The organism is Acidaminobacter hydrogenoformans DSM 2784 (assembly GCF_900103005.1).
GTDB lineage: Bacteria > Bacillota > Clostridia > Peptostreptococcales > Acidaminobacteraceae > Acidaminobacter > Acidaminobacter hydrogenoformans.
In genome coordinates this window covers 20,276-33,587 of sequence record NZ_FMWL01000006.1, presented here as the reverse complement: position 1 = coordinate 33,587, position 13,312 = coordinate 20,276, and the positions used below count along the sequence as shown (strand labels likewise).

Annotated in this window: 13 protein-coding genes and 1 riboswitch; of the genes, 7 read left to right on the top strand and 6 right to left on the bottom strand. The window is 46.6% G+C overall.

Annotated features, from left to right (window positions below):
• Positions 1-551 precede the first annotated feature (551 nt).
• Positions 552-1,253 (bottom strand): HAD family hydrolase, encoded by a 702-nt coding sequence (locus BLP63_RS07620; protein WP_170829354.1) that lies wholly within the window; start codon positions 1,251-1,253, stop codon positions 552-554.
• 287 nt (positions 1,254-1,540) lie between these two features.
• Between BLP63_RS07620 and BLP63_RS07615 the strand changes: the two genes are divergently transcribed.
• Together BLP63_RS07615 and BLP63_RS07610 are read left to right on the top strand one after the other, a co-directional pair.
• The gene (locus BLP63_RS07615; protein WP_092590320.1) at positions 1,541-1,861 is read left to right on the top strand and encodes a (2Fe-2S)-binding protein; all 321 of its coding nucleotides are present in this window, start codon (positions 1,541-1,543) and stop codon (positions 1,859-1,861) included.
• 68 nt (positions 1,862-1,929) lie between these two features.
• Positions 1,930-2,349 (top strand): EamA family transporter, encoded by a 420-nt coding sequence (locus tag BLP63_RS07610; protein WP_092590319.1) that lies wholly within the window; start codon positions 1,930-1,932, stop codon positions 2,347-2,349.
• Positions 2,350-2,456: 107 nt separating this feature from the next.
• Here BLP63_RS07610 and BLP63_RS07605 read toward each other — a convergent pair whose 3' ends face one another.
• Positions 2,457-4,700, bottom strand: coding sequence for a U32 family peptidase (locus BLP63_RS07605; protein ID WP_092590318.1), 2,244 nt, complete (start codon positions 4,698-4,700; stop codon positions 2,457-2,459).
• 22 nt (positions 4,701-4,722) lie between these two features.
• Entirely contained in the window at positions 4,723-6,459 is a 1,737-nt protein-coding gene (locus BLP63_RS07600; protein ID WP_092590317.1) for an ABC-F family ATP-binding cassette domain-containing protein, read from the bottom strand.
• 153 nt (positions 6,460-6,612) lie between these two features.
• On the opposite strand from BLP63_RS07600, the gene BLP63_RS07595 reads away from it, so the two are divergent.
• The gene (locus BLP63_RS07595) at positions 6,613-6,879 is read left to right on the top strand and encodes a type II toxin-antitoxin system prevent-host-death family antitoxin (RefSeq protein WP_092590316.1); all 267 of its coding nucleotides are present in this window, start codon (positions 6,613-6,615) and stop codon (positions 6,877-6,879) included.
• Positions 6,866-7,186: a type II toxin-antitoxin system RelE/ParE family toxin gene (locus tag BLP63_RS07590; protein WP_092590315.1), complete on the top strand. Its 321-nt coding sequence runs from the start codon at positions 6,866-6,868 to the stop codon at positions 7,184-7,186. Before BLP63_RS07595 ends, BLP63_RS07590 begins: the two co-directional genes overlap by 14 nt.
• 59 nt (positions 7,187-7,245) lie before the next feature.
• Here the strand turns inward: BLP63_RS07590 and BLP63_RS07585 are convergent, their stop codons facing one another.
• The 3 genes from BLP63_RS07585 to BLP63_RS07575 form a co-directional block, all read right to left on the bottom strand.
• Entirely contained in the window at positions 7,246-8,433 is a 1,188-nt protein-coding gene (locus BLP63_RS07585; RefSeq protein ID WP_092590314.1) for a PepSY domain-containing protein, read from the bottom strand.
• Between the two features lie 97 nt (positions 8,434-8,530).
• Entirely contained in the window at positions 8,531-9,604 is a 1,074-nt protein-coding gene (locus BLP63_RS16840; RefSeq protein ID WP_092590313.1) for an anti-sigma-I factor RsgI family protein, read from the bottom strand.
• Positions 9,601-10,194, bottom strand: a complete 594-nt coding sequence (locus tag BLP63_RS07575) for an RNA polymerase sigma factor (RefSeq protein ID WP_092590312.1) — start codon at positions 10,192-10,194, stop codon at positions 9,601-9,603. Before BLP63_RS07575 ends, BLP63_RS16840 begins: the two co-directional genes overlap by 4 nt.
• Before the next feature lie 241 nt (positions 10,195-10,435).
• Between BLP63_RS07575 and BLP63_RS16835 the strand changes: the two genes are divergently transcribed.
• From BLP63_RS16835 to BLP63_RS07565, 3 genes are all read left to right on the top strand, one after another.
• The gene (locus BLP63_RS16835) at positions 10,436-10,603 is read left to right on the top strand and encodes a hypothetical protein (protein WP_170829353.1); all 168 of its coding nucleotides are present in this window, start codon (positions 10,436-10,438) and stop codon (positions 10,601-10,603) included.
• A 152-nt stretch (positions 10,604-10,755) separates the two neighbouring features.
• Positions 10,756-11,256, top strand: a complete 501-nt coding sequence (locus BLP63_RS07570) for a VanZ family protein (protein WP_170829352.1) — start codon at positions 10,756-10,758, stop codon at positions 11,254-11,256.
• 293 nt (positions 11,257-11,549) lie between these two features.
• Positions 11,550-11,642: riboswitch (cyclic di-GMP riboswitch) on the top strand.
• Positions 11,643-11,688: 46 nt separating this feature from the next.
• A complete protein-coding gene (locus BLP63_RS07565; RefSeq protein ID WP_092590310.1) occupies positions 11,689-13,293 on the top strand; it encodes an LPXTG cell wall anchor domain-containing protein in 1,605 nt (534 codons plus the stop codon).
• Positions 13,294-13,312: the final 19 nt, after the last annotated feature.

Sequence of the window (13,312 nt, the reverse complement as noted above, 5' to 3'; positions counted from 1 at the left end):
ATAGGGCGGAGCGAGGTGCACGTCTGATAGCGTGAGGTGTAGATTATGCCACCGCCAAAAAGAGAGCTTGCTCTCTGAAGTACGGCGTTACCTTTGTTTATATAGGGCGCAGCCCGTCACCGAAGCGCAGCGTAGCGGAGCGAGGGGGCACGTCTGATAGCGTGAGGTGTAATTTATGCCACCGCTCAAAAAGAGAGCTTGCTCTCGGAAGCGTGGGATCACTTTTGTTTATATAGGGCGCATGCTGTCACCGAGCGAAGCAAGGGCGTCACCGAAGCGCAGCGTAGCGGGGCAATAGGCGATAGCCGCGAGGTGTACGTCTGATAGCGTGAGGTGTAACTTCTGCCACCGCCCAAAACAGAGCTTGTTCACTGAAGGCCGGTCGGGGACTGGGCCGCACCAACATTCTGCACCTTGGCTCGTGAGGTGGTGGTAAAACAACACACCAAAAAAAGAAATTGGCGCCACCGCGCCAATTTCTCACCTTTACTACAACTGAGAGGAAAACGGCAATGCGCGCCGTTTTCCTTTCTTTGTTTTCCCCCAAACCCCTACGCCCAATCCCAGCTTTTAATCATCAAATCACAGCTCTTCGCCAGTGTCTCCTCATCCACATGCCCGTGGTCCTCGACCCCAATCGTCACATAGCCCGCCGCCCTCGCCGTTTCCAGCGCGAACAGCGCGTCCTCGAAGACGACGCACTCCTGCACGCCAAGCCCAAGCCGCTGTGACGCCTCATGGTAGATGTCCGGTTTGTTCTTCCCCGCCCCCACATCCGAAATGGTCAGGATCACCTCAAAATAGTCATGCAGCCCAAAGCGCTCAAAGAGCACATCCACATAGACCCGGTCCGTGGTTGTCACCAGCGCGAGCTTACGCTCATGTGCACGCAAATACTGCAGATACTCCAGCGCGAAGGGCTTAAACCCAACCTGCTCTCCATAGGCCGCTCTCAGCCGCTGATCGTAATATTCGAACATCTCCTGCTCATCCAGGTGCTCATTATAGAGCTCAGCCACGACCTGAATGACCTGTCCCAACGTATTGCCCTGCATGGCCTTGTGGACCTCCCGCGGCAGCTCAATCCCGTGCGTCTTCAGGTAATCCGGCATCAGGTGCCGCCACATCCGCATGGAGTCGAACAGCGTCCCGTCCATGTCGAATAGAAATCCCTTAAAATGCTTGGGCAGCGCGGCGAGGGTCAGGTGACCATCGGAAATATTATTTTTTTCTTTTAACTCAAGATTTTCCATCTCAAAACGCTCCTTATCCACCATCTGCAAAAAGCATTTTCTGCCGATGGTCCTTTCTTCATCCACCCCGAAAATCCACTCACGGCGGGGAACCGCCATCCTTATGCAAAAAGAGAAAAAGCCAAGACCTTCAATATCGTTGATCCCATTTTAACACATTTCACTCTCACTAAAAGCAAAGAAAAGCATTTGAAATGTTTTCAAAAATAATATAAAATCTTCTGGTCAGATCACAAAATTCCCAGATTAGTGCTGGGAAAACCACATCAGAAGAGGAGAAATTCAAAATGGCAAGCAAAGGCATCATCTGTACAACCAATAACGTCGAGTATCTCGCGTTCAGAAAAGCTCAAATTGGCGGGGCGCGTACTCTGGAAGAGCTAAAGGCTGTCACTGGCGCGTGTGGCGAATGTGAGGGCTGCAAGGAAAACGTAGACTACATCATGACCATGCTCTGTGGCTGCAAAACGGTCACTTTCCAAGACGTTTTAACCGCAATTTCAAATGGCGCAGAGACCGCAGATCAGGTTTCCGAAATCACCGGTGCCGGTACAGACTGCGGCAAGTGCAAGGCTCTTGTGGCAAATGTCATAGAGCTTGGCCGTTAGAGTTAAAGCAGTACGGGTCATTTAATCAAGGTGCACCGCTCTAAGGCAGAACCCAGGAGGAGAGCTTCATGTACGTTTTTTCAATTGTGATGATTGTCGCATCCAACATCCTGTATCACATTGCGCAAAAATCCACGCCGGACAAAATCAACCCTTTCGTGAGCCTGATAGTCACCTATCTGGTGGCTGCGGCCCTGTCCGCGGTGGCGCTGCTCTTTTACAAGTCTGATAAGGGGATCCTTGAGTCGCTGCAGTCCCTGAACTGGACGAGTGTTCTCCTTGGCATTTCCATTCTGGGGCTGGAGTTTGGCTTTCTGGCGGCTTACAGGGCGGGATGGAACATCAGCGTTGGCAGCCTTGTGGCCAACATTGCGCTGGCGATCGCGCTGATCCCGGTGGGTATGCAGTTATACAAGGAGGCCTTTGAGGTCAGCAAGATCTTTGGCGTGGTGCTGTGCATTGCCGGGCTGGTCATGATCAACCGATAGACTGAAGTACGGAAAAAGCGCTCCTTTGGATGGAATCACTTCACCCTAAGGAGCGCTTTTACTTTCATTTCCGGGAGGGTAGCACCCAGCTTTGGAATGGGGTTTCCCTACAAAATCTCTTTATTAAAATGACCTCTTGTGTCGGTGTCCTGGTTAAAGACAGCTTTATTCACGCCGCCATTTAATTTGCCTAAGGCTTCATTAATGGTTTTCACGACCTGCTCTTTTGATTCAATAGTGAAGTTTAATCTGAATGCCTCAATGCCTTTTATGCTTTGCAGCTCATCAAAAAGATTAAGCGTCTTCCCGTTAAGGAGTGTCGTTGTACAATCCTCATGAGAAAGGATGGGAAACGTTCCGTGCTCATCTTTTAACTCGTAGCGCTTAGTTCTGCAAACGCCGCATTGATCCATTTTTTTCAATGGACAATATTTCGTAAACATCAATGGCGCCCTGCCATAGACAATCATTTCAAGTGCGGGATAACCGTCATTTTCTTCATAATAAGCATGAATTAAATCTTCAATCTGTCTCTTATTCAATTCATAAGATAAAGTGATGCGTTTCGCACCTAATCTATAGAGTTCGTAGCAGCTGGTGGCGTTAACTACATTTAGAGAATAATCCGCAACAAAAGGATTCGTCTTTCTGTAGTGATAGATTCCGCCATAGCCGCCTATAAGCAGCTGACCTTCTTTTTCCTTATAATCATTCTGGTTTCTTCTAACAACGTTTTCGAAATAGATTTCTTCAATGCCACAGCTCACGCATGCGTCATACTGTTCCTTGGTCGTGACAGAGGCCGTGAGGTAGGGCTTATCAGGGGCAAAGCTTATTTTTTCTTTTGCTTTCAAAGCCTTGGTTCTTTTCTTATGGCTGTTAAGCTTTAAGTCATATAAGCCCTGTACAATATCCCGTCTTGCTGCGTTTAACAGTTTAGCCGGGATAAAGACACCACATTCCTCGAATTCTACATGATTAAGCTCGAATATAGTATCATTCAATCTTGAAAATTGCTTCACGACCTGCTCTTTTGTTGTGGGATTATTAATGGCTTCGCTTAAAATTTCTTCGCTTTCATATAAATAATTAAAGCCGAAGCCCGCCGCATCTATGATCAGCTTTGAATCAGGATAGGCATACACTCTGATGTCCAGGTTAAAACGTTTAAATTCTTTTTCCAGGGAGGCTTCCAATGCTTTGTAATAGGAAACATCCTTCGTTTTGTATACTGAATCGCCCCTGGACAGCTTTTCTTTGAGCTTGATATAGCAGACATCATCTGCGGTGTTGATTAAATTGCCATCTTTACCGTACATTTTTGCAACCGTTAAATTAACATCTTCATTTTCATGACTTATTCTGATGGTATCGTTTTGGTTTAAAGGTCGCGTAAGTGTGATTTCATACATGTCTTTAACGATCTTGCTGATTCTTCCAATTTCTAAACCAAAGTTATTGGGTCTTGAGATGTTTGTAATATCTTTACTGTCCTCGTGGAACAAATAGCCTTTAGTAAAGGTTCTGTTGAATGTTTTGCTCAGATTTTCTTTATCTGCTTCTGTTACTTTATGATCTATGGCCAGGCGATATTTTGAGACCACATTAGCAACATAGGCAGGCTCTTTCATGCGGCCTTCTATTTTTAAAGAATCAATGTCTTTTAAATCATTGATATAATCGATTGTGCTTAAGTCCTTGGTCGATAGAATATAGCTTTTCCCTAAAGCTGTCCCTGTTGTCTGATCAATAAGTTCATAGACCTTACGACATGAACCAACACATCTTCCGCGATTTCCGCTCCTGTAGCCTATTAAACCAGACATGAGACAATTTCCAGAATAAGAGACACATAAAGCACCGTGAACAAAAACTTCTATTGGCATTTTAGCTGCTCTTTTGATCTCTTTTACTTTTTCAATCTCAACCTCACGGGACAGAACCACTCTTTTAGCGCCAAGCTCTTTGAATAATAAAGTCCCGTCCAAATCATCTATCCCCATTTGAGTTGAACAATGGGCTTCCATATCAAGAAAGTTTTTAACTATATAATCGAGAGCCGCCAGATCCTGGACGATAATGCCATCCACACCAATGTCATTCAATTCGTGCATCTGCGCTTTCATCTCTTCAACCTCGTTCTCGAAAACGATGGTATTCATTGTGACATAGATTTTTACATCCCTAAGGTGCGCATACTGAACAGCCTCTTTTAACGATTCTACGTCAAAATTTGAGGAGTAGGCACGTGCGCCAAATTTTTGCATTCCCAGATAGATTGCATCACAACCATTGGAAATTGCAGCTTTCAAAGCTTCCATACTTCCTGCCGGCGCTAATAATTCAGTCATTTTTTTCCTCCGTCATTAATCACTACATCGCGCTAAGGGCTTCCAACTGGCTGCAAAGCTTGTCTACATTGTTCAGCTCATTCTTTTTAAAGGCTAATGTAATATCAGCTTCTAATTCTTGTTTTTTCTTGTCTATTTCTAAATACTTCACATCGAAATATTTGTCATAGACCATTTTACGGAACGTCCGTGTACGCAGACGTCTAATCGTATTGTCCTCTACAAGTAAAACGTAATCTGCACAATTAGCGACAAGATAGAAATCATGGCTTACCATGAGGATCGCCCCTTTGTAGTTGATCAGGGCTTTTTCCAGAGCCATTTGCGCGTAAAGATCCAAATGGCTGGTCGGCTCATCAAGAATAAGGAGCTCTGCATTGGTATTTGCAATCATAGCAATTTGGAGCAAGTTCTTTTCTCCGCCGGATAACTGACCTACCTTCTGCTTTAAAGTATCACCGGTCAAACAATATTCCCCGAGATACGCCTGGATCCTTTCCTTGGTCGTGAAGCCCAGGTTTTCCATAACCTCGTAGACCGTTTTCGTTTCATCCATATTCTCGTCCTTAAGCTGGGATAAACAGGCATAGCTTGTAGCTTCATTGATATGGATGGACGGATGGTTATTGTTTAAGATATCGCGTATTAGAGTAGTTTTTCCTGTCCCATTTGCCCCAACGATGGCCACTTTTTCGCCAGCGCGCAATTCAAAATTGATATTTGAAAGTAAACTGTCATCAAATGAAACGTTATAATCTGCAATGCTTAAAACCGTACGCTCTGCTTCAGTGTCTACCGCCTGAAATTCAATCTTTGGCTCACGAAGCTCAATAAAAGGTGCTTTAATTTGTCTTGCGCGCAAACGGTCAAGCTGCGTTTGCTTTGCGTTTACAGCACTTCCAATAACGGGATTGGCAAGTGCCGAAGCTCTTGCACGCAGAATATCAACCATTTTCTCAGTGCGCTCAATTTCTTCTTGTTCTTCAAGACTTTGCACCTTAAGCTTTAATTTTTCCTTGATCTGGGAACAACGATATTCTGAATAATTACCATCATATTCCTGAAGGTCACCGTTCTCCAAGTGCAGAAGCTTGTCAAAGCAATGATTCAATAAATATCTGTTGTGTGTAATCACTAGCAATGTGCCCTTATAACCATTAATCAACTGACGAAGTCTATTTAAGTTGTTAAAATCAAGAAATACATCCGGTTCGTCCAGGACAAGAAGATTTTGCGATAGCAGCATTTCTCTCATTATCTGAAGTAATTTATACTCTCCGCCACTAAGCTGTGACAGCTTTGCTTCTTCCAACTCACGCATACCGGCTAAATACAGCTGTTTACGGATATTGTTTGCGTAATGATCCCCGTCCATAGCTTCGAAGGCATCTAAAAGCGCCTGATACTTCTCAAACAACGGCGCCACATCCTCAGCCACTGCCATTTCTTCACACACAGCAGCTATCGCTTGTTGATTTTTTACAAATCTCTCACTGAGATATTCAAAAACAGTGCATTCCTGTTCTTTATCCCTCACAGCGAACTGGCTGGCATAACCAATGCGGCAGCTTGCATCTTTGGTAACCTTACCGTCGTACAAATACTGATCTGGATGAATAATCAGATCAACAAGCGTTGATTTTCCAGTGCCATTGCTTCCAATAAATGCGCAGTGCTGTCCCTTTTCCAATGAAAAGGAAATCTCTTTATATAAATCTTTTGCCGGAAAACCAAAGGAAAGCTTTTCTACTTGAATCATTTTTGTTTGCCTCAATTCTAAAAAATAGTTGTCAAAATTCAACACAGTTGATTATAACAATTTGGAGTGTATAACTCAAGAAAAGTTACCTTACAGTGAATGCCGATTGTGGTATAATTATAGCATAATTATGATTTGATAAGAGGTGGAATTATGCCAAAAATATATCCCATTAAAGAATTGAGAAACACAAATGAGATCTCAGAAATATGCCACGAGAGTCAGGAGCCAATTTACATCACTAAGAATGGCTACGGAGATCTGGTAGTCATGAGTATTGAAGCCTATGAGAAGGTATTAGCCAAACTGGAGTTGTATGAAAAGCTTGCTGAAGGTGAAAGTCAGCTAAGAGAACGTGAATTAATGATTCCTGTGAAAGAGGCGTTTTCAAGGATTCGGAGCAAATATGGAGAAAAGTAGGTACACCATACGGCTGACACCAATTGCTGACCAGGACATTGAAGAGATCAGTGACTATATTGCGTATGAGTTGAAAAATGAAATTGCTGCAGTAGATTTTCTGAAAAAACTAGAACATCAAATATTGAGACTGGAAGAGTTTCCTATGTCGTGCGAGCTTGTGACAGAAAAATTATTGAGACTAAAAGGCTACAGGAAGCTTCTTGTAAACAACTATATAGTCTTTTATATTGTGGATGAGCAAAAGCGTGAAGTGGATATTGTCAGAGTACTATACGCCATGCGCGCCTACAAAGATTTGCTGTAAAAAATGCCCCTGCCTGTGAGTGAGTCTCAACAAGGCAGGGGCATTTACTCTATTCAAATTTAGTCGTCATCACGGTCATCATCTTTATCATCATCATCCTCGTCGTCATCCTCGTCATCGTCGTCATCGTCGTCATCCTCGTCATCATCATCACGATCATATTCACGATCATTAGGCAGATCTTGATCTACATCATCATAATCGTTATCGTCATCCCAAGCTTTGTCGTCATCAAAGACTGCTTCGGATTCAAACTCAAGGATGCTTCCGGTAACAGCATCAATTTCCATTTCATATTTTATGCCATTTGAGAGGATTTCGACCTCGTATTCCATACGGTCGTCGTCATCATCCAGGGCCAATTTGATAATTTCACCGTTTACTTTTTGAAGCGCAATCGTTCTGGCACGTTCGGCTGAAATCACATTATCGCTTATGGTTACTTTGATAGAAGCAGAGGAGCTGTCATCTGCAGGTTTGTCTGACTTTTCCCAATTGTCATCCCGGTCATCCCGGTCATCCTGGTCGTCGTCCCAAACATCATCCCGGTCGTCATCTTGGTCGTCCTTATCGTCAGCATCTTTATAGGCGTCGTCGTCAAAGTCGTCATCCAAATCAAAGTCATCAAAATCATCATCACGGTCCAGAACCGCTTCGAAAAGGGTGGATGGCTTGATATTAAGGTCTTTGGCAAGCGCGACGAGCTCGGAGATTTTCATATCCGCCAGTGCTTCTTTAGAGAGCGAATCGTCGCTGTTCATCAAAGCCTCGACAACGGCCAGCTTACCAGAGGAAACACCGTCTTTGTTCAGCGCTTCACGCGCAATATCAAGTTTTTTGTTGACGATGGTCGCTTCAATCTGCTTGTTTTCCAGATAAGCCGCAATGGCTTTGTTCACACGGTCTACCAGTTTTTGGTCTGCAGCTTCATCCTGGACGCTGATCATAACCACATTGTCCTGACCACCTGTAATGTAGCCCGTCAAGATCATGCGGTCCACGAGGTCGTTGACCACGTCATCCAGATCCCGGTCACTTGGCGTATAGCCTTCCAAGAGTGATCTGGCGTCATTGTTCAGCGGATTGATCTCCACGACTTTGTCCAGTCGGTTGGTCGTCAACTCTATGCTTGGGTTGACGTCAACGGTCAGGGTGTTGGCCGGGGCGTTCAGGAAAGCAAAGGTAAAGGCTGAGGCGGCCAGCAGGCCAGGAATCGCTAATAGGGAAAGCTTTCTTTTTATTGTCATTTTTAGTCACTCCTTTATGCAGTGTTGTTAGCGTTATATTACACTAACGCACGAGGGGTGATTTTTATTGCATCCTTTTGAAAACTTTTTTGTAAGCTTAATCATCGTCCTCTGAGTCGTCGTCCTCAGTGTCGTCATCTTCCATGTCGTCATCATCGATATCGTCAGGATCATCCTCGACCTCGTCATCGAGATCCTCCAGACTGTCGTCGTCCTCAGAATCGTCCAAATCATAAGCGTCATCCATAGTGTCATTATCATCTGTATCATCGAAGTCATAATCGTCATCGTCTTGATCATCATCTAAGTCGCCATCATCATCAATGTCATCAATGCCGTCATCGTTGTCGTCATCGAGATCCTCAGGGTCGTCCTCATCAAAATCGTCTAAAGTCTTGATGCGCTCCATATCTGAGCTTTGAATAATCTGCTCAAGGTTCAGCTCAACTTTGGAGGAAACTTTGATCAAAGCCTCCAGGGACAGCTTGGAGAGGTCCTCAGTCTTCAGGTCCGGGTCGAGAAGGATCATGTTGCGGATCAGTGTCATCTTGCTGACGGAAATGTGATTCGCCTCGGCATACTCACTCAGGGTTTCGGTTGGGTCCAGGGTCTGTGTCAAGACAATCGGCTGAATCTCCAAGCTTTTGAGGTAGGCGTGAATGGCTTGATCAAGTTCAGTGAGCTGGCGGCTGCGCTTTTCGGGATCTTCATTGAAAACCGAAAGCAGGATGGCGGGTTCGCTGCTGCTGACGTAGCCCTGCAGGACGAGCCGGTCAAGAAGCTCTGCCGCAACGGTTTCGAGACTTTTGCCTTTATAGTCAAGACCTTCGATCAGCGCCTGGCTTTCGTCATCCAGTCCGCTCAAGCGGATCACCTGGTCCCGTCGGTTGGTTTCGAGGGCAAGACTTGGATTGACGTCCAGGTACACCATGCTGTCGACCCACTGCGTCGTCATCTGCCAGTTCACGAAGGCGATGAGGAAAATTGCGGCTGCGGAGAGCAGTGCCAGCGCGGGTTTAAGGTAACGGACTTTTCCGGACGCAGATTGCCGTGTGATGTCGTCATGGGCGGCCATTTTCTCGGCCGGCTGCGCCTTGATCTTCTCGAGAAGGTCGATTGGGGCCTGATCAATGGCTTGCTTCAAATGCTTTTTAAGGTTGTCTTCGTTCATGCGTTTAGCCCCCTTTCTTCGAGATGGGCGCGCAGCTTTTTCAGCGCGCGGTGATATTTGGAAAGCGTCGTAGAAAGGTTTATGCCGATGGTCTCAGCAATCTCCTTATGCTTCATTCCCGTAACGGCATGGAGCAGGACGATTTGGCGCTCCTCCGCATTCAGCAGGGTCAGCGCGGACTCAAGGACCAGACGGTCATCAGGATCCTCCACATATGAAAAGCGGCTGCTGTTTTCAATGTCCGCAGTGTCCAGCGGGGTGATCCGGCCGGACTTTCTGAGGTGACTCAGGTGAAGGTTTTTCTGAATTGTGAACAGCCAGGCCAGGGGCTTGCCCATAGGCTGGTAGAGGTGGGCCGCGGAGAGCACTTTGACATAGGATTCCTGGACCAGATCCAGGGCCTCGTCGTGGCTTCTGGTCAGGGAGAGGGCGTAGGTGTACATGGCCCGCTCAGTTTCCCGGTATAGCTGGTCAAAGGCGGACATGTCCCCCTGACCAATGCGGGATAACAGGCCCTCATCCAGCTCGCCTGCTGTCGCAGAAATCTGCGGCTCTAAGTTGTCGTTTATGACAAAGGTAAAAAGTATCATAGACAAGGCCCCTTCTAATCCTATAACGCATGAGCGGTAAGTTTTATTGCATTGAATATGGAGATTGTTTTGATTATACCACGGCATTTGTGGGGCAAACGTTTTGGGCCTTAAGAGGTGGGTAAGATAGGAAAAGCGGCCTGTTGGCGGTTTGTGGCTGGAAGGTCGAGCAGTGTGATAGGGCGGATGGGTGACTTTGAGGTGACCATCGGCTAAAAAAAATCTTTTAGGGGGCTTTTGAATGAACGGATGGTGGAGCTTTTTAGGACTGTTTAATGTCGTTATATTTATTGTGTTTATGGTGCTGACCATTTACCTTTATATTCTGATGTTCAAGCTGGCGCACCGGGGAATCCGGGCGCTGGACCTGTATATCCGGGAAAAGGAGCGGGGCGGGGACCTGCGGTGAAGGTGCGGCGTCATGGCATCGTGCGGAGTGGTTTGACAGTGGGCTCGTGAAAGCTGCTGGAGCGCGAAAAACATTTTATGTTAACACACCTGCGGCCTTGACCACCCCCCTGATCTCAGCATATAATGGTTGAGGTGAGGGGGGATGCCCGCGTGAAACGCGTTTTAACGCTGCTGCTGGCGGCGTCCTGGGTGGCGGTGATTTGCTGGTTTTCGAGTCAGGCCATGCAGGAGACGACGCAGCAGACTTATGAGGTGATAGTCAGGCTGGGACTGGCGACTAAGTCAGAGCTTATTTTATCGACGGATCCAAGCATTGTTTTTTTGATATATCTGGCCCGCAAGGGCGCGCATTTGCTGCTGTTTATGGTGCTGGGCGGGTTTGTGACGCTGGCGTTTTTCTCGGTGACCCGGCGCAGGGGGCTACGGCTGGTGATGCCGGCATGGCTGATTTCGGGCCTGATTGGGGTTGTAGACGAGGTGCACCAGCATTTCGTGCCGGGACGGATCATGCAGTTTTCAGACATGGCTCTGGACGCTGGTGGCGCCCTGCTGGGGGTCCTGCTCAGCTGGATGCTGATTTCGGTGTTTGTCGCGATTGGGCAGTATATGAAAAAAGAAAAAAGAAAGCTGGATGAGGTCCGCCGGGGGTGATGGCGCTGTTGTGACAGTGGCGCAGTTCCCGGCGGTTTTGTTTTTTTGGTCGAAGATTTTGTAATGAAGATGAAAAAAATATAATTTTTTATTTTGGCACATATCGTGTCAAAACTCGTCATTGCAAGGCGGGCGGTACAAGATGTTGTAAAGGTTTTGTGAAAACAGCTGAAAGCGGGTTAACATAAGGCTTTGAGCGGTTGAGATACCGCTTGACAAGCTTGCATTATCGCACTATTCTGAAAGTAGATCACTGTGTGTTTCTTCAATAAGACTGTAGAGGAGGATCGTTGATACGAAAAAGGCAAACCAGCTGAAAGGCTGGGACGCAAAGCTTAGGAGCCTAAGACCTGGAACTTGGAGGTTATGGCCGTCCAGCTGCCGTGTCAAGTAATCATAGATAAATAACCTACTTGACAGGGGGAAAATACCATGAAACGCAATTCAAAATCATGGGCACAATCCCTTATTTTTGTGCTCATAATCACACTCGCGCTCCCGTTTGGGATGATGGGATTTGCGGAAGACACAGGCATCGAGACAGTAACTACAAGCTTTGGCTCCTACACGTTAGATAAAACCAGCCCGGACAAAGTCGCGGTCAGCTTAAGCTTCAATGAAGGTTTTAGTTTTGTTGATGCAAACGTGACGGTGAAAGGGTCGGACGGTGAAACGGTTGAGACTTTAACTTCCACTGAGTTTGAAGTCGAGGCAAGTGCTGAGGAAGCTTTGAGCGTGATCGTTGAAGTCAACTATGAGTCCAGCGTACTGGTGGACTATATTTTGGAGTCTGAGGCGAGCTCAAAGCCAAAACCGAAGCCAGGGATCCATTTCTTCTATTTAACAGATGACTTTAAAGCTGTTGAGATGGACAGGAAGAATCACTTGGAAGGTACTTTTGTTAATTATGTCCTCGGTTATACGTCAGATATGGCGTTAGAGGTGAAGTATGGCGGCATAATTTCATCACTTGAGTTTGCGGGTATTGAGAATGCCGACGCTATCAACTATTTGCTGAATGATTATCATGGTTATGACTATGAGGTTCATGAAGCCATTCGCGCTTTGGCAGCGGATGAAAATTTGTCCGGGAATGACGTTTATGACGATGCTCTTGAAAACGCCAATGGCTATTTGCCGGTAGGCGAAGATGTAAGGATAGGCCTGCTGATGACTGTCAGTGAAGGCCAAGCAAACTTTAAAGATTTCGAAGATATGATTTTTAGCTTGCCGGTTAGCGAAGGCGCGTCAATTCTCGAAGAAGTCTATGACTGGATCGAGGGTTCAGACAGCTTTGAATTTAAACTGGCGCAGCTTGAAGCGCCGGAAGATCCGCAAATTCCAGTTGACCCAGAAGATCCAGCAGATCCAGCAGATCCAGCGGATCCATCAGATCCGGCAGATCCGGCAGATCCAGTGGATCCAGCAGATCCGGCAGATCCAGCAGATCCAGCAGATCCGGCAGATCCAGCGGATCCAGCGGATCCAGCAGATCCAGCAGATCCAGCAGATCCGGCAGATCCAGCAGATCCAGCGGATCCAGCAGATCCAGCAGATCCAGCGGATCCAGCAGATCCAGCAGATCCAGCGGATCCAGCAGATCCAGCGGATCCAGCAGATCCGGCAGATCCAGCAGATCCGGCAGATCCAGAAGATCCAAATGAATCAGAAAATCCTGAGGACACATCCAGTACGCAAGAACCAGAAGCGCCTCAGCCGTCTAAGAAACCTTCAAGGCCATCAGATCGAAATGACCAGAACACAACCGTTGTTGTAGAGACGGTTGTTCAGGCGCAGACACCGCTTGGAAGCGGCAGCGCGCTTGAGATCGCAGAAGGTGAGCCATCAGCACCCGCTGACGAAGAAGCTTCTGAAGAGGAAGACCTTGAAGAAATCATAGACGACGCAACACCACTTTCAACGACAGAGCTCGAAGAAGAGACCCTCCCACAGACAGGCGAAATCCCGCCTTATGCCTATTACGCAGCTGGAACACTGATGTTGGGCCTGGGAGTTGGGCTTAGAAAAAAGTTCTAATCGTTATGAAACGGTCTGA